Here is a 21,900-nt window from a genome sequence, read left to right on the forward strand (position 1 = left end):
TGCCTATTCTGGTAAGTACAGATGTTGCAGTTGTCCCGGCGTGGCCACGCGGAAGCTGAATACGCCGCCGGCCAGTGGCTCGCGGCTTAATTCTTCTTCCGTCAGGCCTTTGCGGGCCGTGGTCACAAAGACGGTGCGCAGATCCGCACCGCCAAATGCAACCTTGGTGATATTCGAACACGGCATGGCCACGGTGTCCAGCAATTGGCCCGATGCCGCGTAACGCTCGATGCGGCCGCCGGCAAACAATCCCACCCACAGCGCGCCGTCCGCATCCACCGCCGTGCCGTCCGGGTAGCCGCCGTCCTCAATCCGCACGAAGACACGCTTGTTGGAGAGATTGCCGCCGTCGTCGATGTCGAAGGCGTAGATGGTCTTTTCCAGCGTATCCGTGTGGTAGAAAGTGCGGCCATCGGGGCTGACGCAAGGACCATTGGTGATGACGTAGCCGCCGTCCTTGTGCTGCAAGCCCTCGCTTGCGCTCAGGCGGAACAGCGAGCCGCTTGGCGCCACCTCGGCGTTGTCCATGGAGCCAAACCACAGCGCGCCGTGGCGGTCCACATAGCCGTCATTGAGGCGATTGCCCGGCAGCTCGGTTTCCAGTTCCTGGATGGTGGTCAGCTCGCCGGTCTCGAACGAGAAGCGCTCGATGCGGCCCGGCAGGCCGCACACGAAATCGCCGCCATGCATCGGCAAGGCGAAACCCACTTCGGACGGCACGGTCCAGCTCTGGCGCCGGCTGCCGTCCTCCGCGCAGCGGTGAATGGCGCGCTGCTTGATGTCGACGAAGTACAGCGCCTTGTCCTCCGGGTGCCACACTGGGCCTTCCCCCAGGGTCGCGCCCAGCGACCAGATGCACTCAGGCTGATAGAGGTTCATGCTCCATACCATCCGGCGTCTACGAAGTAATCACGGCCGGAGCAGCGGCGTGCGTTGTCGGACGACAGGAACAGCGCCATGGCGGCGATGTCTTCCACTTCCACGCCTTGCGGCAGCACCTGCGCATTCAGGATCGCCTGGCTGGCTTCCGGCGAATGCCACAGCGCCTTCTGACGCTCCGTCATCACCGAACCCGGGATCACGGTATTGACGCGGATACCGTCCTTACCCAGATCACGCGCCAGACCGCGGGTCAGGCCCTCGATGGCCGCCTTGGCGGTCATGTACAGCGACAGGTCCGGCAGCGCCAGATGCCACGAGATCGAACCGAAGTTCAGGATTACCCCGCCGCCGGCTTGCTTCATGCCCGGCGCCACGGCCTTGGCGCAGAAGAATTGGTGGCGCAGGTTGACCGCCAGGCTCTTGTCCCAGTATTCCGCGGTGACTTCCTGCACCTGGTGGCGATGATCGTTGGCCGCGTTGTTGATCAGGACTTCAATCGCGCCATGATCCTTCTCGATCTGCGCGATGACCTTGGACAGCGCGTCCAGGTCGGTCAAGTCGCAATGGAAAAACACTGGCGGGAACTTGGCGTCCTTCATGCTCGCAGCCAGTTCCTTCGAAGCTTCGACTGCGATATCGATGAAGAACACCTGCGAGCCTTGTTTCACAAAAGCGTCCACAATGCCCGCGCCGATGCCGGTGCCGCCACCAGTAATCAGGACTCGCTTGCCGGCGAGGTCCGGGTAGGTGGCGTAGACCATTGGTTGCACCATCTTTCTCTCCTATTGTTTTAATTGAGCAGGCCGCGTTGGGCCAGGTTGCGATACAGTGCGCGCACGCCGAACGTCCACGGAGTGACGGCGTCGCTGCGATAAACGTGATTGACCAGCATGCCCAGCGAAGGGCTGCTGATGCTGACGCGGTCGCCTAGCTTGTGGGTAAAGCCGGCGCCAGGCGCGCCGCGGTCTTTGATCGGCGAGAACATGGTGCCGAGGAAGAGCATGAAGCCGTCCGGATACTGATGGTGCGGACCGCTGGTTTGCGACACGAGATCAAGCGGATCACGGCTGATCTCGCGCATGCGGCTTTCGCCGTCCAGACGGAAGCCGTCTTCCGCGCCTTCGATCACCAGGCGCAGTTCCGCATTGCGCACGGTGTCAATGGTGAAGCGTTCGTCGAACAGGCGGATGAACGGGCCGATGCCGCAGGAGGCATTGTTATCCTTGGCTTTACCCAGCAGCAGCGCGCTGCGGCCTTCGATGTCGCGCAGATTGACGTCGTTGCCCAGCGTGGCGCCAACCGCTTGCGCGCGGCTGTTCACGGCCAGCACGACTTCCGGCTCAGGGTTGTTCCATTTCGATTCAGGGTGCAGGCCGACGTCCGCGCCAAAGCCCACCGCCGACATCGGCTGCGACTTGGAGAACACTTCGGCATATGGGCCGATGCCCACTTCCATGTACTGCGACCAGGCGCCGCGCGCAATGAACTGCTCTTTCAGTTTTTCCGCTTCCGGCGAGCCAGGCTTGATGGCCGACAGGTCGGCGCCGATATCCTTGAGCAGCGACTGGCGCAGCTCATCGGCCTTGGCCGGATTGCCGCCGGCCTGTTCTTCGATCACGCGCTCCAGCAGGCTGACGGCGAAAGTCACGCCGCAGGCCTTGATGGCCTGCAGATCGTTTGGCGCCAGCAGGCGCACTGGCGCGCTGGCGTCGCCAGCCAGGGCGGCCTCGATCAGCGCTTCCACGCGACCCAGCGATTCGCCTTGCGCCGCGTGGACAAAGGCCACCACGTCGTCGCGCTCCAGCAGATCGGACACGGTCGGCACCGCGGCGGTGATATCAAATACCTCACCTTTGCGCACCACCACCACACTCGGGCCATTGACGTCGTTGCGCCATACACGGCCGACCAGCAAGGCGTCCGGCAGGTCGGCAGGCAGGTGCGCCAGTGCAGGCGCATGTTTCAGATTGTTCTTCATGGAGTCTCCGTGTTCTGACAGGGTAGCGAAGCCGGTGTTTTTGTTGCACCTACCATCTCTTTACCCTAAAATGAATAGCGCTAACATTTTATGAGTGTGAAGGATTTATGCAACCAAGTCAACACGCTTTACGCAGCTGCCTGGGCGCCGTGCTAACGGCCTTTCTGATGAACGCCACGGCTGCGGACCCGGTCCCGCACTGGGTGGCGAGTTGGGGTGCAGCGCAGCAAATTCCCGAGCCGGCGAATGAGCTGGCGGCCGAAAACTGGCGCGACGGCAGCCTGCGCCAGATCGTCCGCCTCACTCTTGGCGGCAAGCAGTTCCGGGTCCGCATCAGCAATGCATATGGCACTGCACCATTGATGCTTGAAGCAGCCAGCGTGGCGCTGGCCCGGGGCCCCGGACAGGCCGGCGTCAACGCCCCTACCCTGCGTCCTTTGACCTTCAACGGCCGCACTTCGGTGATGATCCCGGCCGGCGCGGAATACTACAGCGACAGCGTCGCCATGGAGCTGAAGCCGGCGGCCGACCTGGCCATATCGCTTTATTTCAAGGACGCGCCGGCACGCCAGACCGGCCATCCGGGCGCGCGCACCACCACCTTCCTCGCCAAAGGCAACCGCATTAATGACGCGCAGTGGGACGACGCGGGCAAGACCACCCGCTGGTATGCGCTCAGCGATGTGGAGGTGCTGGCCCCACGCAAGGTCGGCGCGCTGGTGGCCATCGGCGACTCCATCACCGACGGTTACGGCGTACCGCCCGATACCAACACCCGCTGGACGGACGTGCTGGCAGCGCGCCTGCGCAACGAGAAACTGGCACTGGGCGTGGTCAATGCCGGCATCGGCGGCGGCCGCATGCTGCGCGATGGCCTGGGCCCTAACCTGGCGGCGCGCTTTGATCGCGATGTGCTGGCGCGCGCAGGCGTGACCCATGCGCTGGTGCTGATCGGCGTGAACGACATGGGCGGGCAGCACCGCAACACGCCCGACACGCCGGCCGACCGCCAGCAACTGCTGGCAGACCTGAAACTGGCGCACCGCCAGCTGGCCGAACGCGCGCATGCGCACGGCATCTGCCTGATCGGCGCCACCGTAACGCCATACGTTGGCAGTGATTATTACCATCCGGAGCCGGAGAACGAGGCAGATCGCCAGGAACTGAATCAATGGATACGCACCTCCGGCGTGTTTGACGCTGTAGCAGATTTCGATGCGGCCTTGCGCGACCCCGCCAGGCCGGATCGCCTCAAGCCGGTGTACGACTCCGGCGATCACCTGCACCCTTCCCTGGCCGGCTATCGCGCGCTGGCCGAAACCGTGCCGCTGGCGGCACTCAAAAAAAAATGTGGAGACAATAAATGAACGCAGTCCGTAGCGCGCTATCGGCGCTGATGGCGGCCGCCTCGCTGGCCGCGCCAGCAAGTGCAGCCACCTATACCAACCCGGTGCTCAGCGGCTTTCACGCCGACCCGAGCATCTGCCGCGTGGGCGGCGACTATTATCTGGCCACCAGCAGCTTCGAATACTTCCCCGGCGTGCCGATCTACCATAGCAAGGATCTGGTCCACTGGCGCCAGATCGGCCACGCGCTCACGCGCGCCAGCCAGCTCAATCTGAAAAAGACGCGCAGCTCGCAAGGCATCTACGCGCCCACCCTGCGCTGCCATAACGGCGAGTTTTACATGGTCACCACCAATATGGAGGGCGGCGGCGCCTTCTACGTCCACACCAAAGACCCCGCGGGTGAATGGTCGGAGCCGGTGTGGCTGAACGACCCAAGCTTCGCCATGGACCCGTCCCTGTTCTTCGACGATGACGGCAAGGTCTATTACACCCGCCACGGCGGCGGCGAACGCGGCGGCGTGTATCAGGCCGAGATCGACCTGAAGGCCGGTAAGCTGCTGGAAGCGCCGCGCCTGATCTGGTCCGGCACCGGCGGCGTGTGGCCGGAGGGGCCGCACCTGTACAAGCAAAATGGCCAGTACTATCTGATGATCTCCGAGGGCGGCACTTCGTATAATCACAGCCTGACCATGGCGCGCTCCACCTCGCCATGGGGACCGTTCACCTCCAACCCCGCCAATCCTATCCTGACGCATCGCGGCCATCCCGAGCTGCCGCTGCAAGCCACCGGCCACGGCGACCTGGTACAAACGCCGGAAGGCAAATGGTGGATGTCGCTGCTGGGCATCCGCCCGATCGACCATAAGCACCACCTCGGCCGCGAGACCCTGCTGACGCCAGTCGAATGGAACGAGCAAGGCTGGCTCACAGTAAACAAGGGCAAGCCGCTGGCGATTGAAATGTCGGCCGACGGCCTGCCGCCGCTGGCGCCATGGCCCGCCGAGCCGGTGCGCGACGACTTCACAGCGCCCAAGCTTGGTCTGCAATGGACGCAGCTGCGCGGCCCCGGCGACGGCCTGTGGTCTCTGAGCGAGCGTCCCGGTTACCTGCGTCTCAAAGGCAGCAGCGTCACCATGAACGACATCGCGCAGCCGGCTTTCATCGCGCGCCGCCAGGAACACATGCGCATGCGCGCCGCGACGCAGCTGGAATTTGAGCCGTCGGCCGCCAGCCATGCCGCCGGCCTGGTCCTGCGTCAGAACGAAAACAACTACTATGAATTGCGCATCACCGGCACGCCCCAGCGCAAGCTGGAACTGCTGGCCCGCGCGCGCGGCGTCACCACGCTGCAGGCCTCCGCGCCGCTGCCGCCCGGCCCTGTGGTGCTGCAAGTGGAATCGTGGGCAGACCGCTATGAGTTCAGCTACAGCAGCGCAGGCGCGCCGCTCAAGCAGATCGGCAGCGTGCCAACCGCGCCGCTGTCATCGGAATCGGCAACCGGCTTCACCGGCGTCTTCATCGGCATGTATGCCGAAGGCGCCCGTGAGCAGGCCATGCCCGCCGCGGATTTTGCATGGTTCGACTATCAGCCACTGGAAAAGTAAAACGAAATGAGACAACGCATCTTTGCCGCCGGGGCCATGTTATTGGCCCTGATGACGCACGCCCTGCCCGCGCAGGCGCTGGGCCAGAAAAAACTGGCCTGGTTTGACGCGCCGCCCGCCGATGCGGTGGCGCTGGCCCGCAATGGCCAGGCCGCCAGGCTGTATGTGGATCCGGCCGACTATCATGGCGTGCTGCGCGCCGCCGGGGACCTGCAGGCGGATATCGCCCGTGTCAGCGCCGTCAAACCGGCGCTGAGCACTACCGGTGCGCCGGCCGGCACGGACGTGGTCATTATCGGCACCATCGGCAAAAGCGCGCTGATCGACCGGCTGGTGGCGGACGGCAAACTGGATGTCTCGGCCATCAAGGGCAAGTGGGAAGGCTGGCAGGTCCAGACCCTGCGCAAGCCGCTGCCCGGCGTGGAGCGCGCGCTGGTGATCGCCGGCGCGGACAAGCGCGGCACCATCTACGGCATCTATGAGATGTCCGAGCAGATCGGCGTGTCGCCGTGGAACTGGTGGGCCGACGTGCCGGCCGCGAAGCATGCCAGCGTGTACGCCTCGGCCGGCGCGGCGGTGAGCGATGCGCCGGTGGTGCAGTATCGCGGCATTTTCCTGAACGACGAGGCGCCTGCGCTGACCGACTGGGTAAAACAGCGCTACGGCGGTTTCAATCATCAGTTCTATGAAAAAGTCTATGAGCTGATTCTGCGCCTGCGCGGCAATTATCTGTGGCCGGCCATGTGGGGCAAGGCGTTCTACGATGACGACAAATTGAACGGCAAAGTGGCTGATGACTACGGCGTCGTCATCGGCACCTCGCACCACGAGCCGATGATGCGCGCGCACGATGAGTGGCGCCGCTACGGCGGCAACAAGCCATGGGACTACAACCGTAGTGCCGACGCGCTGCGCGAATTCTGGACGCAGGGGCTGCGTGTCTCGCAGGGACAGGAAAAGCTGATCACGCTGGGCATGCGCGGCGACGGCGACGAGCCGATGTCGCGCGACGCCAATGTCTCGCTGCTGGAGCGCATTGTCAGCGATCAGCGCAGCGTCATCGCCAAAGAGATTAATCCCGACGTCACCAAGGTGCCGCAGGTGTGGGCGCTGTACAAGGAAGTACAGGACTACTACGAGAAAGGCATGCGCGTTCCGGATGACGTGACCCTGCTGTGGTGCGACGACAACTGGGGCAATATCCGCCGCCTGCCGACGCTGGATGAACGCAAGCGCGCCGGCGGCGCGGGAGTGTACTACCACTTCGACTATGTCGGCGGTCCGCGTTCGTACAAGTGGCTCAACGTGACGCCACTGCCCAAGGTTTGGGAACAGATGCACCTGGCCTGGCAATATCAGGCCAACCGCCTGTGGATCGTCAACGTGGGCGACCTGAAACCGATGGAAGTGCCGATCGAGTTCTTCCTCACCTATGCCTGGAATCCCGCGGCATGGCCAGCAGAGCGTCTGCCGGACTATCTGAAACTGTGGGCCGCGCGCGAGTTTGGACCGGAGCACGCGGACGATATCGCCGATATCGTCGCCAGGTACGCCAAGTACAATGGCCGCCGCAAGCCGGAGCAGCTGGAGCCCAATACTTATTCGCTGGTGAACTATAACGAAGCGTCGCGCATCGTCGATGAGTACAAGGCGATTGCGGCGCGGGCGGAAAAAATATCCGCCGCCCTGCCCGCAAACAAACGCGACGCCTTCTACCAGCTGGTGCTCTATCCCACCAAGGCCAGCGCCGTGGTGAATGAGTTGTACGTCACCGCGGGCCTGAACCGCCTGTATGGCATGCAAGGCCGCGCCGCCACCAACGACCTGGCGGCCAAGGCACGCTCGCTGTTTGCCGAGGATGCGGAGCTGGCACGCCGCTATCAGGAAGACATCAACGGCGGCAAGTGGAACCATATGATGTCGCAGACCCACCTCGGCTACACCTACTGGAACCAGCCGCCGCGCAATGTGATGCCGCCGGTGACCGAGATGCAGGTGCCGAAAGCCGCCGACATGGGCGTGGCGGTGGAAGGCAGCGAGCAGGTCTGGCCGGGTCCGGGCGGCGATGCGCTGGCCCTGCCGGCGCTGAATGTGTTCGAGCGCGAGGCGCGCTTTATCGACATCTTCAACCGCGGGCAGCAGCCGTTTGACTACAAAGTGGTCGCCAGCGAGCCGTGGATTACGCTGGACAGGCCTTCCGGCAAGGTGGTGCGCGAGCAGCGCGTGCTGGTCAACGTGCGCTGGGCCGACGTGCCGCAAGGCGTGCGCACCGCATCGCTGACCATTACGGGCGCTGGCGGCAAGACAGTGGTGAAAGTCCCGGTGCACAAGCCGGCCGGCGCCGCTGCGCTGAAGGGCTTTATCGAAACTGGCGGCGTGGTGGCGATGGAGGCCGAGCATTACACCCGTGCCGTTCCGGCCGGCCAGCGTACCTGGCTGAAGGTGCCGGATCATGGACGCACCCTGTCCGGCATGACGGTGCTGCCGGTGGACGCGCCAGCGGACGCCGCACCCGCGATGCGGCTGGAGTATGAGATGCAGCTGTTCAGCGCCGGCAAGTTCGAGGTACAGACCACGCTGGCGCCGACGCAGAAGTTCCAGCCGGGCGAAGGCCTGCGCTATGCGATCTCATTTGACGACGAGGCGCCGCAGATCGTCAACGTCCATGCGGACAGCAGCGAGAAGGCCTGGGAGCGCAGCGTCTCGGATGGCGCGACGGTGCTGGTGTCGCGCCACCAGATCGACAAGCCGGGCCAGCATACGCTCAAGTTCTGGGCGCTGGATTCGGGCCTGGTGCTGCAAAAGCTGGTGGTCAACGCCGGCGGGCAGAAGCCGAGCTACCTCGGCCCGCCGGAAAGCCCACGCCAGTAATCAGGCGCGCGGCGGCATCGCATTGATGGCCGCCGCAATCGCGTCGCGCAGCGGCTTGGCGCGCAGTTCGGCGTCAAACGGGGTAGGACGCATCTTCTGTCCATCGGTGCGCGGCGCCTCGTCCCAGCCCTGCAGCCAGCTGACGTGGTCCGCCATCCCCCACAGCAGGAAATCCTTGCACTGACGATAGCTGAGCGTCACATCCAGATAATCCTTGGCCAGCGCCGCCACACCCGCGTCGCGCACCTTGACGTCGGCCGGCAGCTTGCGGTCGTTGACGTCGAACTCCGTAATCAGGAGATCCAGCCCCATGCCCGTGACCTCGTCCAGGAATTTGCGCCAGTCCTGCTGATAGCGCGCGCTGCTGCTCTCGTCCCAGGAGCCGATATGGCTCTGCAAGCCCAGCGCATGCACCGGCGTGCCGCGCGACTTCAGGTCATGCAGCAGTTTCAGCACGCCCGCGCGATGCCTGGCGCTGCCCTCGTCACCGCGCATGTAATCGTTGTAGACCAGTTGCGCCTTGGGCGCCCGCTCCTGCGCCAGGCGGAACGACAGATCGATCTGCTCCAGCGCCCCCATGCGCTCGGTGAAGACGTTCGAACGCAAGCCGCCCGTCTTCGGATCGACCGCTTCGTTCACCACGTCGTAGCTATGAATGGCGCTGCCAAAATGATCACAGACCGTCACGATATGCTTGCGCAGCAGCGCTTCCGCCGCCTTGGCCGGCTGCGCGCCGAAGTCATATTCATTAACCCACTTCGGCAGCCACTTGGCCTCCTGCCACACCAGGTTATGGCCGCGCACCAGCATGCCCTGCTCTTTCGCCCACGCGTACATGGCGTCGGCGGGACCGAAGTTGTACTGCCCCTGGCGCGGTTCCAGCGCCTGCCACTTGCCCTCGTTCTCCGCCACCAGCATATTGCACTCGCGCGCCATCAGCGCCTTGTAGGCCGGATCGTGGAAGTAGCGGCCACCGATAGCGTTGCCGACATTCAGACCTTTGCGCTTGCCCAGCACCTTCAGGGGTTCCGGCATATCGGCGGCGTGCAGCGGGGCTGCGCTGGCGGCGGCCATCATGGCCATAAAGCTGCGACGGGAAATTTTCATGTTTTGTCTCACTCCTCGTTGGAATTGTTCACTAACATCGTGGCATAATGAAATGGTTACGCTATCATAAAATGGAGACATCATGCGGTTTTTCCTTCCAGCGGCCTTGATGGCGCTGTTGCTGTCGCTTGCATCGACAGTATTTGCGGCCGACGAAGACGGCTATGATTTGTGGTTGCGCTACCGCCCGTTGACCGGCGCAGCCCACGCAGCCGTCAAATCGCAGGCGCGCAGCATCGTGCTGCCCGGCGCCGCAACGCCAACCGCGGATGCGGCATTGGCAGAACTGCGCAAGGGCCTGGCCGGCATGCTGGGGCAGGCGCCATCGTCGGCCGCGCGCATCGGCGATGGCGCCCTGCTGCTTGCCACGCCTGCACGCCTGCCGGAACTGAGCGGCGCCGCGTCGCCGCTGCGCGCCGAACTGGCCGCGCTGGGCAAGGAAGGCTATCTGCTGCGCGCCACCCGCGTTCAGGGCCGCAGCGTCACCCTGATCGCCGCCAACAGCGACATCGGCCTGCTGTACGGGACCTATGCCTGGCTGCGCGGCGCCGCAACTGGCGCCAGGCCCGACGCGGCGTCCGCGCCCAAGCTGCAACTGCGCCTGCTGAACCATTGGGATAATCTGGACCGCAGCGTGGAACGCGGCTACTCCGGGCAGTCGATCTGGGACTGGTGGGGCCTGCCGGAGATCAAGGACCAGCGCTACACCGACTATGCCCGTGCCAACGCCTCGCTGGGCATCAACGGCACCGTGCTCAATAACGTCAACTCCAAGCCGGAAGTCCTGACCGCGTCATTCATCGCCAAGACCGCCGCCGTGGCGGACATCCTGCGCCCTTACGGCATCAAGGTTTACCTGTCGGCGCGCTTCTCGACGCCGCTGGAACTGCATGAGACCAGCACCGCCGATCCGCTCGCACCGGAAGTGCAGCAATGGTGGAAGAACAAGGCCGACGAGATCTATAAAGCCATCCCCGACTTCGGCGGCTTCCTCGTCAAGGCCAACTCCGAGGGCCAGCCCGGCCCGCAGGACTACCACCGCACCCACGCCGACGGCGCCAACATGCTGGCCGCAGCCGTGGCGCCGCACAAAGGCATCGTCATGTGGCGCGCCTTCGTCTACGCGCCCAAAGGCGCCCACCTCGACGACGACCGTGCCAAGCAGGCCTACGAGGAATTCAAGCCGCTGGACGGCAAGTTTGCCGCCAACGTGCTGGTACAGGTGAAGAACGGCGCCATCGACTTCCAGCCACGCGAGCCGTTCCACCCGCTGTTCGGCGCCATGCCGCACACGCCGTTGATGATGGAATTCCAGATCACCAAGGAGTACCTCGGCTACTCCACCGACATGGCCTACCTGGGCACCATGTATGAAGAGACGCTGGAATCGGACACCCATACCGGCAAGACCGTTGCACAGACCCTGAGCGGCATGGCCGGCGTGGCCAACATCGGCAGCGACCGTAACTGGTCAGGCTCCCACTTCGACCAGGCCAACTGGTACGCCTACGGCCGCCTGGCCTGGAACCCGCAGGCCAAGGCCAAAGACATCGCCGCCGAGTGGGCCGCCCTCACCTTCAGTCCGGACCAGCGCGTGGCCGCTCCTATCGTCGACATGATGATGATCTCGCGCGAAGCCGTGGTGGATTACATGACGCCACTCGGCCTGCACCACATGATGGGCACCAGCCACCACCACGGCCCGGCGCCTTGGGTCGATAACCTTGAGCGCCCGGACTGGAACCCGGTCTACTACCACCGCGCCGATCGCAATGGCATCGGTTTTAACCGCACCGCCAGCGGCAGCAACGCGCTGGCGCAGTATGCGCCGGAGATCGCGCGCCAGTACGCCGATCCACGCACCACGCCGGAACAACTGCTGCTGTGGTTCCACCACCTGCCATGGGACTATGTGATGCCGTCCGGCCGCACCCTGTGGGCCGAACTGTTGGCCCGATACGACAAGGGCGTCGCCGGGACCCGGCAGCTGCATGCGCGCTGGGTTGCCCTGAAGCCGCTGATCGACGCGCGCCGTTACGCGGATGTCGAGCAGCATCTCACGCGCCAGATCAATAACGCCGTCCTTTGGCGCGACGCCTGCATCGCCTACTTCCAGTCGGTGTCCGGACTGCCGCTGCCGCCGGGCGTGCAAGCACCCGCGCATCCGCTGGAATACTACAAGGCCTTGCGCTATCCTTATGCCCCAGGTCGTGGTTAAGTCCCGCTTGTGGTAAAGTCCGGGGCTTAACCTAGCTTTATATTATTGAGGACAGATGACGAAAACTAAGGTGAAACCGGCGCCCGTACCGGCCGTGCAGAGCCGCTCGCAGGCCCCCACCATGGCCGATGTGGCCAAGCTGGCGGGCGTATCCCCGATGACGGTATCGCGCGTGATGAACGGCGACACCAACGTCCGCGAAAAAACCCGCAACCGCGTCGACGCGGCCGTTGCTGCCCTCAACTACGTTCCCAACCAGGCCGCGCGCCGCCTTGCCGGCTCGCGGCCAATACGCGTCGGCTTCCTGTATTCGAATCCGAGCGCGGGCTACCTGAGCGAATTCCTGGTCGGCCTGCTGAACCAGGCCAGCCCGAATAACGTGCAGCTGGTGGTGGAAAAATGCGAAGCCGATGAACACGGCGTCGAACAGGCGCGCCGCCTGATCGCCAACGGCGTGGACGGCATCATCCTGCCGCCGCCGCTGTGCGACGTGCACAATCTGATCGACCTGATTGCCGCCTCCGGCACCCCTGCCATCACGGTCGCCTGCGGCCAGCCCGACCCGCGCGTCGGTGGCGTCAGTATCGATGACTACCAGGCCGCATATGCCATGACTTGCCACCTGATCGCGCTGGGTCACCAGCGCATCGGCTTCGTCATCGGTCATCCGAACCAGAGCGCCAGCGCGCGCCGCCTGGCTGGCTTCAAGGCCGCCATCGCTGAAAAGAATGCGCAGAACGCCAGGGAACTGACTGTCCAGGGCCTGTTCACTTATCGTTCCGGCCTGGATGCGGCGGAGCAGTTGCTGGGACTGGAGCAGCGCCCGACCGCCATTTTCGCCAGCAATGACGACATGGCCGCCGCCGTGGTGGCCATCGCCCATCGCCTCGGCCTGGACGTGCCGGGCGACCTGACGGTGGCCGGCTTCGACGATACCGCACTGGCCACCACCATCTGGCCCGAGCTGACTACCGTGCGCCAGCCAATTGCCGACATGGCGGAAAAAGCCGTGCAGATCCTGGTGCGCCTGATCCGCGCCCAGCGCAACGGCACGCCGGAAGCCCCCGAACACGTCGTTATCGAGCACGCACTGATACGCCGCCAGTCCGATGCTGCACCACGTTTGCGGCCCAAACACTAAAACCATATCGAGACAATGAACAAACTCCCCTTGCTGTTGATCGCCGCTAGTGTTATTTCCTCTTCCGCCTACGCCGCCAGCAGCACGCCGCGCATCAGCACCGCCACCGGCGCGGTGACGGGCGTGCAGGAGGCTTCGGGGGTCAAGTCGTTCAAGGGCATCCCCTACGCGGCGCCGCCGGTCGGCAAACTGCGCTGGGCGGCGCCGCAAGCGGCGGCCAAATGGAAGGGCACGCGCAAGGCCGATCACTTCGCGGCGCGCTGTATGCAGCTGCCGCTGTTCAGCGACATGGTGTTCCGTTCCGATGGGGTGAGCGAAGACTGCCTGTATCTCAACGTCTGGACCCCGGCCAAGTCAGCCAGGGAAAAGCTGCCGGTACTGGTGTACTTCTACGGCGGCGGCTTTGCGGCCGGCGACGGCTCGGAGCCGCGCTACGACGGCGAGAGCATGGCGGCCAAGGGTATCGTCACCCTGACCATCAACTACCGCTTGAATGTCTTCGGCTTCCTGGCACACCCGGAGCTGAGCAAGGAATCGCCGAATCATGCTTCCGGCAACTACGGCCTGATGGACCAGGCGGCAGCCCTGCAATGGGTGAAGAACAATATCGCGGCCTTTGGCGGCGACCCGGCGCGGGTCACCATCGCCGGCGAGTCGGCCGGCTCGTTCTCGGTCAGCGCGCAGATGATCAATCCGCAGGCCAAGGGTCTGATCGCCGGCGCCATCGGGGAAAGCGGTTCGCTGCTGAGCGCCATGGGCCTGGCCCCGCTCAGCTTTGCCGAGCAGGTTGGCGCCACCTTTGCAAAAGACGCAGGCGCGCCAACGCTGGCCGAACTGCGCGCGCTGCCGGCACAGCAGCTGCTGGACGCCACCAAGAAGCCGGGCACCTGGTTCTCCGCCATCGAAGACGGTTATGTGATCCCACGTTCGCCGGCAGCGATGTATGCCGCCGGCGAGCAGGCCAAAGTGCCTTTGCTGGCGGGCTGGAATTCGTATGAAGGCCACTACAGACAAATCCTGGGCGACGCCGAGCCCACTCCGGAGAACTTTGCCGTCGCGCTGCAGAAGCTCTACGGCGACAAAGCCGCCGCCGCACAGCAAGCCTACAGCGGCGACGTGAAGCAGGCCGCGACCGAACTTGCCAGCGACCGCTTCATCGGCTATGGCACCTGGAAGTGGATCGATGCCCACGCGCGCACCAGCGGCAAACCGACCTACCGCTATTACTACACCCGTCCACGTCCCGGCCAGGAAGGCGCCGGACACTCGGTGGAAATCGAGTACGCCATGGGCAACCTGGCGGGTAATAAAGTGTATGCGTGGACCGACGACGATCGCACCCTGTCGGCGCAGATGCAGAACTACTTCGCCAACTTCATCAAGACCGGCAATCCTAACGGTGCCGGCCTGCCGGAATGGCCGCAGGCCAGCGCCGGCGCGGGTTCCCGCCTGATGAAGCTGGACGTGCCATCGACCGCCATCAGCGCGACGGACGATGCCCATTACCGCTTCCAGGAAGAGTTCCACGCAGCCCAGGCCAAGCGCTGAAACCAGTTTAATTTTGCGTTTGTATTTTATTGTATCGGCAGGTAATCATCTGAAAACCTGCTATACAATTTATCCTCTTATCCAGAGGAAACAACCACATGCGCAAAAAAATTGGCTTCCTGGCCCTTTGCCTGACGGTGTCCGCTTACGCAGCGGAGCCGTTCGACGACAAATTCCGTCAACTCGACGAAATTCTGCCGACGCCTAACGTCTACCGCACCGCCTCCGGCGCGCCCGGCCACGCCTACTGGCAGCAGCGCGCCGACTACACCATCAGCGCCACGCTGGACGAAGCCAAGCGCGCCCTCACCGGCAGCGAGCAAATCACCTATCACAATAACTCGCCAGATACGCTGAGCTATCTGTGGGTGCAGCTCGACCAGAACATCTACAAGAAGGATTCCGACGCCCGCATGATGCTCACCCAGCCATCGCGCGAGGCGTGGGCCAAGCCATCGTCGCCGGACGACGGCTACAAGTTCGAAGGCATGCGCGCCATCCTGGCCGGCCGCGAATTCGATGGCGGCTTCAAAATCAAGAGTGTGGGCGCCAATGGCCAGCCGCTCAGGCACGTCATCAACCGCACCATGATGCGCATCGACCTGCCGACGCCGTTGAAGCCGGGTGAGAAGTTCATCTTCAATATCGACTGGTCCTACAACATCAACGAACAGCAGGTGCTGGGCGGCCGTTCCGGCTACGAGCACTTTGAGGAAGACAAGAACGACCTGTTTGAAATCGCGCAATGGTTCCCGCGCATGGCGGCCTACTATGACGTCTACGGCTGGCAGCACAAACAGTTCCTCGGCACTGGCGAATTCACGCTGGAATTCGGCGACTACGATGTGCAGCTGACCGTGCCGGCCGACCACGTTGTGGCCTCCACCGGCGAACTGCAAAACCCGGACGACGTGCTGAGCCCCGTGCAGCGCGAGCGCCTGGCCAAGGCCAGAACCGCGACCTCACCGGTGCTGATCGTCACGCAGGAAGAAGCCGCCAGGGCTGAAAAATCGCGCAGCAGCGCCACCAGAACCTGGCACTTCAAGGCCAACAACGTGCGCGATTTCGCCTGGGCTTCCAGCCGCAAGTTCATCTGGGATGCGCAAGGCTACAAGAAGGATTCCACCGACGTGATGGCGATGTCCTACTATCCGAAGGAAGGCAATCCGCTGTGGGGCAAGTACAGCACGCAGGCCATCATCCATACCATCGACAAGTACAACAAGTACAGCTTTGATTATCCATATCCAAGCGCGATATCTGTCAACGGTCCGGTGGGCGGCATGGAATATCCGATGATCTCCTTTAACGGCCCGCGGCCTTCCAGGGACAAGAAGACCGGCGCGCTGACCTGGTCTGAGCAGACCAAGTATGGCCTGATCGGCGTGATCATTCACGAGGTGGGCCACAACTACTACCCGATGATCATCAACTCGGACGAACGCCAGTGGACCTGGATGGATGAGGGCTTGAACACCTTCGTGCAATATCTGGCCGAACAGGAATGGGAAGACAAGTATCCGTCGCGCCGCGGCGAGCCGCGCAACATCGTTGACTATATGCGCAGCCAGAACCAGGTGCCGATCATGACCAACTCGGAGTCGCTGCTCCAGGTGGGCAACAACGCCTACGCCAAGCCGGCCACCGGCTTGAACATCCTGCGCGAAACCATTCTTGGCCGCGAGTTGTTCGACTATGCCTTCCGCGAATACGCGCAGCGCTGGAAATTCAAGCGCCCTACGCCGGCGGATTTTTTCCGCACCATGGAAGACGCTTCCGGCACGGACCTGGACTGGTTCTGGCGCGGCTGGTTCTACACCACCGAGCCGGTGGATATCAGCATCGACGGCATCAGCGAGTATGGCGTGAGCAGCAAGAATCCTGAAAAGGAAAAAGCGTGGAAGAAGGCGCAGAAGGAAGCGGAGCCTGTCTCGCTGTCCGAACAACGCAACAAGGCCCTGCCCAAACGCGTGGACGCCCATCCTGAGCTGAAGGACTTCTACAACGAGCATGACGAATTCACCGTCACCAACAAGGACCGCAACAACTACGCTGAAGCGATCGAGAAGCTGGAGCCATGGGAGAAAAAGCTGCTGGATCAGGGCAAGCACCTGTATCTGGTGGACTTCTCCAACCTGGGCGGCATGGTGATGCCGTTGATCCTGGAGATTGAACTCAAGAGCGGCAAAAAGTACGTCGAGCGCATCCCGGCCGAAGTATGGCGCTATAACTCGAAGAAGATCACCAAGTTGATCGTCACCGACGAGCCGATGGTCGGCCTGACCCAGGACCCGTATTGGGAAACCGCCGATATCGATACGTCCAACAACGCGTGGCCGCGCAAGGTAACCCAGTCCCGCCTTGAACTGTTCAAGACCGAGCGTGACAAGAATAACCTGATGCGCGACTTTAATACGCCGCTCAAGAAAGATGAGAAGAAGTGATGCGCTTACTGCGCCCTGTTGTGGCGATCATGCTGGCTGCGGCCAGCATGACGTCCCACGCCCACAACTTCCACATGGGCATAGCGGACATCAGCTACAACCAGCGCACCGGCAGCACCGAGATCGTGCACACCTATACAGCGCACGATCTCGCCACGCTGCTGACCAATCTGTATGGCCGTCAGTTCGATCTGGGCCGCGTCGACAGCGAGGCACCGCTGCGGCGCTACGTGGAAAAGCAGTTCACCGTTGCCGATATCAACGGCAAGCGTTTGCCGCTGCAATGGGTGGGTGTGAAAGTGGATGCGGACAGCGTCGTCATCTTTCAGGAAATACCAGCTACAAGACTGGCAAAAGGCAGCCGCATACACAACGCTTTGCTGATAGACTTCCTGCCTTCGCAAAAGAACACCGTCAACCTGCAAACCGATGGCACCATCAAAACTCTCTTCTTCGATCAAGACAGCATTGATCAGATCGCCCCTTAAGTACGCGCTGTTATTGGCTTTCGCTTCCGCGCATGCGGATGACCAGATCCTGCAAAGAGTGCTGGTGGATGGTTCGCGCACCAATCAGCTGGGCGTGGCCGACGCGGCCAGCGCCGGCACGGTGACGCAGGAGGAACTGGCGGCGCGCACGGTCTATCGCCCCGGCGAGATGCTGGAGGCGGTGCCGGGTCTGGTGGTCAGCCAGCACAGCGGCGAAGGCAAGGCCAATCAGTTCTACCTGCGCGGCTTCAATCTTGACCACGGCACCGACTTGCGCACCACAGTGGACGGCATGCCGGTCAATCAGCGCAGCCATGCGCATGGCCAGGGCTGGACCGACCTGAATTTCCTGATACCCGAACTGGCGGTGCGCCTCGATTACAAGAAAGGTCCCTACTCCGCCGAAGAAGGGGACTTTGCTTCGGCCGGCACGGCGTCGGTGGTGTATGCGAATCGCCTGCTGCAAGGTGTGGCCAGCGCCTCTATTGGCCAGAATGGCTACGGCCGCGCACTGGTGGCGAACTCGCTGGATACAGAGCGCGGCAGCCTGCTGTATGCCATCGAGGCGATGCACAATGACGGCCCGTTCACGCATCCCGACGACTACCAGAAACTGAATGCCGTGCTGCGCTACAGCGAGGGTTACGCCAACAACGGTTTCAATGTCAGCCTGATGGCCTACAAGGCTGACTGGAACTCAACCGATCAGATTCCGCTGCGTGCCGTGCAGGATGGCCAGATCGGCCGCTACGACGCCATCGACAATACAGATGGCGGCAAGGCCCATCGTTACAGCCTGTCTGGCGCATGGCGGCGCACCGCCGAAGATAGCGCATCCAGGGTGAATGCCTACATCATCGCCAACCAGCTGGACCTGTGGTCCAACTTCACCTACTTCATGGACGACCCGGTGCATGGCGACCAGTTCGCGCAGCCGGACAAGCGCGTCACCAGCGGCCTGAATGCATCGCACAGCTGGCATCATCACACCGAGACCGGAAACAGCGAAACCACCATCGGCGTGCAGCTACAGAACGATAATATCTTCAATGGCTTACACAACACGCAGGCGCGTCGCACGCTGTCGGTGACGCGGCAGGATCACATCGTCGAATCCAGCGCCGGGCTTTACGTGGAAAACAACACACGTTGGAACCCAGCTTTTCGCACCGTGGCTGGTGCGCGCCTGGACAGCTATCGCTTCGACGTGCAGAGCGGCCTTGCAGCCAATTCCGGCAAGGCGAATGATCATCTGGTCAGCCCGAGTCTTAGCCTGATCTACGGCCCCTGGCAGACGGCCGAGGTGTACGCCAACTTCGGCAGCGGCTTCCACAGCAACGACGCACGCGGCGCCACCATCACCATCGATCCCAAGACCGGGCTGGCAGCCGACAAGGTGACGCCGCTGGTACGCTCGCGCGGCATGGAACTGGGTGCGCGCAGCGCCTGGCTGCCGGGTTTGCAAACCTCGCTGTCTGTGTACCGTCTGGATTTCGACTCGGAGCTGGTCTACATCGGCGATGCCGGCGCCACAGCGGCCGGCCCGCCCAGCCGCCGTTATGGCGTGGAGTTCTCCAACTACTACAAACCGCTGAAATGGCTGTCCGTCGATCTGGACCTGGCCTATGCACGGGCACGCTCGCGCGGCTATCAGGAAGCCGGCAGCTACATACCCGGCGCGATTGAAGGCACTGGCCAGCTGGCGCTGACCGTGGACAATGGCGGACCATATTCCGCCTCGCTCAAGCTGCGCTACTTTGGTCCGCGTCCGCTGATCGAAGATAACAGCGTGCGCTCCGGATCGAGCATGACGCTGAACGGGCGCTTTGGCTGGAAGATCAGGAAGGATCTGGCGCTGGAGCTGGAAGCCTTCAACATCACCAACCGCCGCGACTCCGCCATCGACTACTACTATGAATCGCAGTTGAAGGGCGAAGCGGCTGCCGTAGCGGACATCCACTTCCACCCGATCGAATCACGCTCACTGCGTGCCACGCTTGTCAAGAACTTCTAGCATGGGCTTCCTGAAAAAGTCGGTGGCTCCTGCCTCTTTCAGATCGTCAGCCAATTTGAACACGTGATCTGCGAGGTAAGCTCGAAGCTTGCTTTCGTCCTCGTTCGCAAAAAACATCCGAATGACCTCCGCTGAGGCGGTGACTGGGCCATCAACATCGGCTTCCCCCGAAATGCAAGCCGTGGATGGGTATGGGTATGTATCCGCCTGCGCGTGCCGTTCGTGATCTTGCTCCGTATAGACTTGAAACTGCCTTATCGCCGCACACTCATAGGTATTGATAGCGACGTCATTGCCACGGCTGGCATGCCCTTTGGCGTAAGAGTCCTGGATCACGTGCAAAATAGCGCCTAACGCAGCCTTTCGCACAATAAAGTTATTTCCGTAAGTGTATTCAGCGCACGTTGCAGATCCCCAAGTGCAGGACAAAGCAAAAGGGGTCGACATCTGCCATGGCGAGCTGTCCTTTTTTTGACAGGGAAATTGGGCTCCGCCATCCAGATCTTGAGGAGACATCGCATTGACGAATTTTGACCTCGGCTCTTTCGCAAAGAATTCGCAATAGTCCTTATCGTTATAGTATCCCGACGAATCTTGCTTGTTGACCGCCACCCTGTATGCAAACACTGACCAGTCCAAGATCGCTTTCTGCGTCTCCTTCGCGGATTCTCCCTTCAAGCCTTCCATGGCATGCATGAATTGCAGACTTCCGTAGTGGCTAGAGCAACGGAGCCCATCTTGAATGCCCGCTCGATATTTCTTACATTGGTCTACTACCAGGCGAAAAGCCCACAAGGCAGCGCGCGGAATCTTCGTGACGCTCAACTCACGTACAGGATCATCGGGCCAAACTACCGCACGCCTCACATCGTCAACTGTCAGCAGATTCAATCCATTTACGCTGCCCAGGTAAACGTCTGGCGCTGTCGAAAAAGTCTTCCCATCACACGAAAATCGATGCTTCCCGGGGTTCGACGTAAAACACAAGAGCGCCTGCTCCGCCATCCGCTGATGCACATCGTCTTTGATATTCAGGAACTCAAATTGATAAGCAAAGGCGATTTCCGGGAACTGAACAGCAATGAGCAGGCAGAGTGTTTTTCTTATCATTTCCACCCTCGCTGGCGTGTGTTGATTAATACCAGATTTTCCTACAAACGGATTACCCGAAACATCACGAAATGTCACTCCCTTATGTCGCTCACAGCGCGTCGATAGCACCACGCTCATTCAACATGGCGAAGCCGCGCTGGTGCCATACCGGGTAGGCCGGCGGCACGTCGCTGGCCTGTTCCAGCAGCGCATTCTGCTCAGGCGTCAACGACCAACCGGTGGCGCCGATGTTCTCGATCAGCTGCTTCTCGTCGCGCGCGCCGATGATGACGTTGGAGACGGTCTTTTTCCCCAGCAGCCAGTTGAGCGCAATCTGCGGTATCGATTTGCCAGACTGCTCGGCCACCACATCCAGCGCTTCGATAATGCGGAACAGGCGCTCCTCTTCAAAGTGCGGCCCGGTGCCGGCGATATCGTGCGCGCGCGTGCCCGGCTTTGCCGGCTGGCCGCGACGGATTTTGCCGGTCAGCTTGCCCCAGCCCAGCGGACTCCATACCACCGCGCCGACACCCTGATCTTCGGCCAGCGGCGCCAGCTCCCATTCATAATCGCGGTTCAGCAGCGAGTAGTAGATCTGATGCGCGACGTGGCGCGGATAGCCGTAGCGGTCCGCTGTGGCGAGGGACTTCATCAAATGCCAGCCGGAGAAGTTGGAAGCGCCGATGTAACGCACCTTGCCGGCGCGGACCAGCTGATCCAGCGTGGACAAGGTTTCCTCGACTGGCGTGTTGTAGTCCTGTCCGTGCAGCTGCAGCAGGTCGATATGTTCCACTTGCAGGCGCTGCAGTGATTTGTCGACCGCGTCGATAATATGCTGGCGCGACGAGCCATAATCGTTGGGCCCCTGGCCGGTGGGGAAAGTGACCTTGGTCGAGATCAGCAAGCGATTGCGCTTGCCTTTGATGGCTTCACCGAGAATTTTTTCGGCCAAGCCATCCGAATACACATCGGCGGTATCGAACATGGAGACGCCATGTTCAAGGCAGACATCGATCAGCCGCGCGGCGCCGCCGGCATCGGTACTGCCCCAGGCTTTGAAGAAATCGTTACCGCCGCCAAAAGTCGCTGTGCCAAAACTCAGTTCAGGCACGCGCAAACCAGATTTTCCGAGACGCTTGAAATTCATCGCTACCCTCCAAAGAA

The 21,900-nt window shown here is 62.3% G+C and carries 15 protein-coding genes; 9 read left to right on the forward strand and 6 right to left on the reverse strand.

Going from position 1 to position 21,900, the window contains the following annotated elements; translation table 11 throughout:
* Positions 1-3: 3 nt before the first annotated feature.
* Genes ABDW57_RS08735 through ABDW57_RS08745 form a run of 3 tightly spaced genes read right to left on the reverse strand, consistent with a single transcriptional unit; the run spans position 4 to position 2,860 of the window.
* Entirely contained in the window at positions 4-879 is an 876-nt protein-coding gene (locus ABDW57_RS08735; protein ID WP_343729817.1) for an SMP-30/gluconolactonase/LRE family protein, read from the reverse strand.
* Entirely contained in the window at positions 876-1,643 is a 768-nt protein-coding gene (locus tag ABDW57_RS08740; RefSeq protein WP_343730011.1) for an SDR family oxidoreductase, read from the reverse strand. The genes ABDW57_RS08735 and ABDW57_RS08740 overlap by 4 nt, the downstream gene beginning before the upstream one ends.
* 29 nt (positions 1,644-1,672) lie before the next feature.
* Positions 1,673-2,860 (reverse strand): fumarylacetoacetate hydrolase family protein, encoded by a 1,188-nt coding sequence (locus ABDW57_RS08745; RefSeq protein WP_343729818.1) that lies wholly within the window; start codon positions 2,858-2,860, stop codon positions 1,673-1,675.
* A gap of 167 nt (positions 2,861-3,027) precedes the next feature.
* Here ABDW57_RS08745 and ABDW57_RS08750 point away from each other — a divergent pair, with 167 nt between their 5' ends.
* The 3 genes from ABDW57_RS08750 to ABDW57_RS08760 are packed head-to-tail and all read left to right on the forward strand — an operon-like array spanning position 3,028 to position 8,684.
* Complete coding sequence (locus tag ABDW57_RS08750) at positions 3,028-4,227, forward strand: SGNH/GDSL hydrolase family protein (protein WP_343729819.1); 1,200 nt, start codon at positions 3,028-3,030, stop codon at positions 4,225-4,227.
* Positions 4,224-5,813 (forward strand): glycoside hydrolase family 43 protein, encoded by a 1,590-nt coding sequence (locus tag ABDW57_RS08755; RefSeq protein ID WP_343729820.1) that lies wholly within the window; start codon positions 4,224-4,226, stop codon positions 5,811-5,813. The genes ABDW57_RS08750 and ABDW57_RS08755 overlap by 4 nt, the downstream gene beginning before the upstream one ends.
* 6 nt (positions 5,814-5,819) lie before the next feature.
* Complete coding sequence (locus ABDW57_RS08760) at positions 5,820-8,684, forward strand: glycosyl hydrolase 115 family protein (RefSeq protein WP_343729821.1); 2,865 nt, start codon at positions 5,820-5,822, stop codon at positions 8,682-8,684.
* Here the strand turns inward: ABDW57_RS08760 and ABDW57_RS08765 are convergent, their stop codons facing one another.
* Positions 8,685-9,791 (reverse strand): endo-1,4-beta-xylanase, encoded by a 1,107-nt coding sequence (locus ABDW57_RS08765; protein WP_343729822.1) that lies wholly within the window; start codon positions 9,789-9,791, stop codon positions 8,685-8,687.
* Positions 9,792-9,873: 82 nt separating this feature from the next.
* Between ABDW57_RS08765 and ABDW57_RS08770 the strand changes: the two genes are divergently transcribed.
* The 6 genes from ABDW57_RS08770 to ABDW57_RS08795 all read left to right on the forward strand — a co-directional run bounded on the left by ABDW57_RS08770 (position 9,874) and on the right by ABDW57_RS08795 (position 19,644).
* A complete protein-coding gene (locus ABDW57_RS08770) occupies positions 9,874-12,009 on the forward strand; it encodes an alpha-glucuronidase family glycosyl hydrolase (RefSeq protein WP_343729823.1) in 2,136 nt (711 codons plus the stop codon).
* A 55-nt stretch (positions 12,010-12,064) separates the two neighbouring features.
* Positions 12,065-13,150 carry a LacI family DNA-binding transcriptional regulator gene (locus ABDW57_RS08775; protein ID WP_343729824.1) on the forward strand — a complete coding sequence of 362 codons (1,086 nt, stop codon included), beginning with the start codon at positions 12,065-12,067 and terminating at the stop codon, positions 13,148-13,150.
* Positions 13,151-13,165: 15 nt separating this feature from the next.
* Positions 13,166-14,698: a carboxylesterase family protein gene (locus tag ABDW57_RS08780; RefSeq protein WP_343729825.1), complete on the forward strand. Its 1,533-nt coding sequence runs from the start codon at positions 13,166-13,168 to the stop codon at positions 14,696-14,698.
* A gap of 98 nt (positions 14,699-14,796) precedes the next feature.
* Positions 14,797-17,142 carry a M1 family metallopeptidase gene (locus ABDW57_RS08785; RefSeq protein ID WP_343729826.1) on the forward strand — a complete coding sequence of 782 codons (2,346 nt, stop codon included), beginning with the start codon at positions 14,797-14,799 and terminating at the stop codon, positions 17,140-17,142.
* Entirely contained in the window at positions 17,142-17,630 is a 489-nt protein-coding gene (locus ABDW57_RS08790; protein WP_343729827.1) for a DUF6702 family protein, read from the forward strand. The genes ABDW57_RS08785 and ABDW57_RS08790 overlap by 1 nt, the downstream gene beginning before the upstream one ends.
* Complete coding sequence (locus ABDW57_RS08795) at positions 17,572-19,644, forward strand: TonB-dependent receptor (protein WP_343729828.1); 2,073 nt, start codon at positions 17,572-17,574, stop codon at positions 19,642-19,644. The genes ABDW57_RS08790 and ABDW57_RS08795 overlap by 59 nt, the downstream gene beginning before the upstream one ends.
* Here the strand turns inward: ABDW57_RS08795 and ABDW57_RS08800 are convergent.
* Entirely contained in the window at positions 19,612-20,874 is a 1,263-nt protein-coding gene (locus tag ABDW57_RS08800; RefSeq protein ID WP_343729829.1) for a hypothetical protein, read from the reverse strand. The genes ABDW57_RS08795 and ABDW57_RS08800 overlap by 33 nt on opposite strands.
* Positions 20,846-21,883, reverse strand: coding sequence for an aldo/keto reductase (locus ABDW57_RS08805; RefSeq protein WP_343729830.1), 1,038 nt, complete (start codon positions 21,881-21,883; stop codon positions 20,846-20,848). Before ABDW57_RS08805 ends, ABDW57_RS08800 begins: the two co-directional genes overlap by 29 nt.
* Positions 21,884-21,900 lie beyond the last annotated feature (17 nt).

This window comes from Duganella sp., assembly GCF_039595735.1.
Classification (GTDB): domain Bacteria; phylum Pseudomonadota; class Gammaproteobacteria; order Burkholderiales; family Burkholderiaceae_D; genus Rugamonas.